Genomic DNA, 1,671 nt, shown 5'->3' with positions numbered 1-1,671 from the left:
GCGCCGAGGCCCGGCGCACGGGAAACCCGATCGAGGACGCGGGCGATCCGTGGATCGACTACGCCGCCCTCGGCGTCGCGGACGCCGCCGCCCTCGACGCCCGCATGCTCGACCTGCTGAACCGCCTCGGCATGGGCGACGACCTCTACCGCTTCGGCCTTGGCGCCTACAGCCTCGTGCGCCACGATTCCGACCCGGGGCGCCGGGTCGTCGCCGCGCGCCGGAAGCTGCAGCAGCACTTCGCCGCCGCGGGCATGGGCGACCTCCTGATCCCCTTCGATCCGCGGCGCTACAACGAGCAGGCGACGATCGCCGAGAACCTCCTGTTCGGCGTCCCCACCGTGCCGGAGCTGACCGGGCGCGACCTCGCCGCCGAGCCGCGCTTCCGCGCCGCGCTGGACAAGCTGTTCCTGCTCGACGACCTCGCCCGGATGGGCGTGGCGATCGCCCGCAACCTCGTCGAGATCTTCCGCGACGTGCCTCCGGGCCATCCGCTGTTCCGACGGTTCTCGCTGATCGCGCCGGACGAGCTGCCGGTCTTCGAGCAGCGGCTCTCGGCGTTGGACGCCGACGAGACGCCCCCGGCCGCCGACAACGAGGCGTTCCTCGCCCTGGCGCTGGCCTACGTCGAGCCGCGCCAGCGCCTCGGCCTCCTCGACGGGCCCTATCAGGCCCGCCTCGTGGCGGCGCGCTACGCGATCCGCGAGGCCCTGCGGCGCGAGGACGGCGAAGAGGACGGCGAAGAGGACGTGGAGCCCTACGATCCCGAGCGGATCAACCGGCACAGCTCGGTGCTCGACGCGCTGCTCTTCGGCCGGATCAACACCGCGCGCATGCACGGCGAGGCCGAGATCCAGCGCCAGGTCCGCCTCGTCGTGAAGGAGTTCGACCTCGAACGCGGCATCCGCCTGCGCGGGCTGGAGTTCAACGTGGGCAACCGCGGCCGCCTGCTCACGCCGCGCCAGCAGGCCATCGTGGATCTCGCCCGCGCGATCCTGCGGCGCCCGGAGATCCTCGTCGTTGACGGCACGATTCCGCATCTGGACGGCGGCGCCGACGCCCTGATGGCGGCCGTGACCAGCGGCGGCCCGCGGATCAGCCTCCTGGCTGTCGCCGCGACCGACGCCGAGGCGGCGCCGTTCCCGGTGCGGCTGCGTTTCGACAAGACCGGCGCCGTGACCGTCGACGCAGAGCGGAAGCCGGAGACCCCGGCACCGGAAAACGCGACTCCGGAAAACTTGGAACCGGAGACCCCGGCACCGGAGGCCTCGGCACCGAAGACCTCGGCACCGGAAAACGCGACACCCGAAGTCATGGAGCCGGCGGCACGCACGGCCTGATGCGGGCGACGAAACCCGTCTTGTCCGCTCAAGATCGCGGTATCGGAAACCGATTTCTCACCTTCGCCTCGACAAGATGCGGAAGAACCGTCATGGAATACGGTACGCGCTCGCGCGTTCCTGCCCCAAATCGAAGAGAATCATACGCCGCATGTTGCGCAGCCGTGTGCGACGGTCCTTTACCGTCGAGGTCAAGTCGAAGAACCGCCATACCCCGTCCTGGCCGGAAGACCCCACCCCGTCGCCCGTGAACTGGGCCGCGCTGGATCCGGCGCCCGAGACCCCGTCGCCCTTCGACGCGTTCTGGCCCGACGAGGCCGCCGCCCCGGCG

1 protein-coding gene and 1 pseudogene are annotated in these 1,671 nt (G+C 71.2%); both read left to right on the top strand.

Features of this window, described 5'->3' with window-relative positions:
* Positions 1-1,340 (top strand): annotated as a pseudogene (locus FV222_RS30125) (ABC transporter ATP-binding protein); the annotation flags it as partial.
* A gap of 151 nt (positions 1,341-1,491) precedes the next feature.
* The coding region (locus tag FV222_RS30735) for a hypothetical protein (protein ID WP_210248510.1) at positions 1,492-1,671 on the top strand (180 nt) is incomplete at its 3' end.

The organism is Methylobacterium sp. WL103, from assembly GCF_008039885.1.
In the GTDB taxonomy this organism is placed as follows: Bacteria; Pseudomonadota; Alphaproteobacteria; order Rhizobiales; family Beijerinckiaceae; genus Methylobacterium; species Methylobacterium cerastii.
This window is presented reverse-complemented; position numbering and strand designations above follow the sequence as displayed.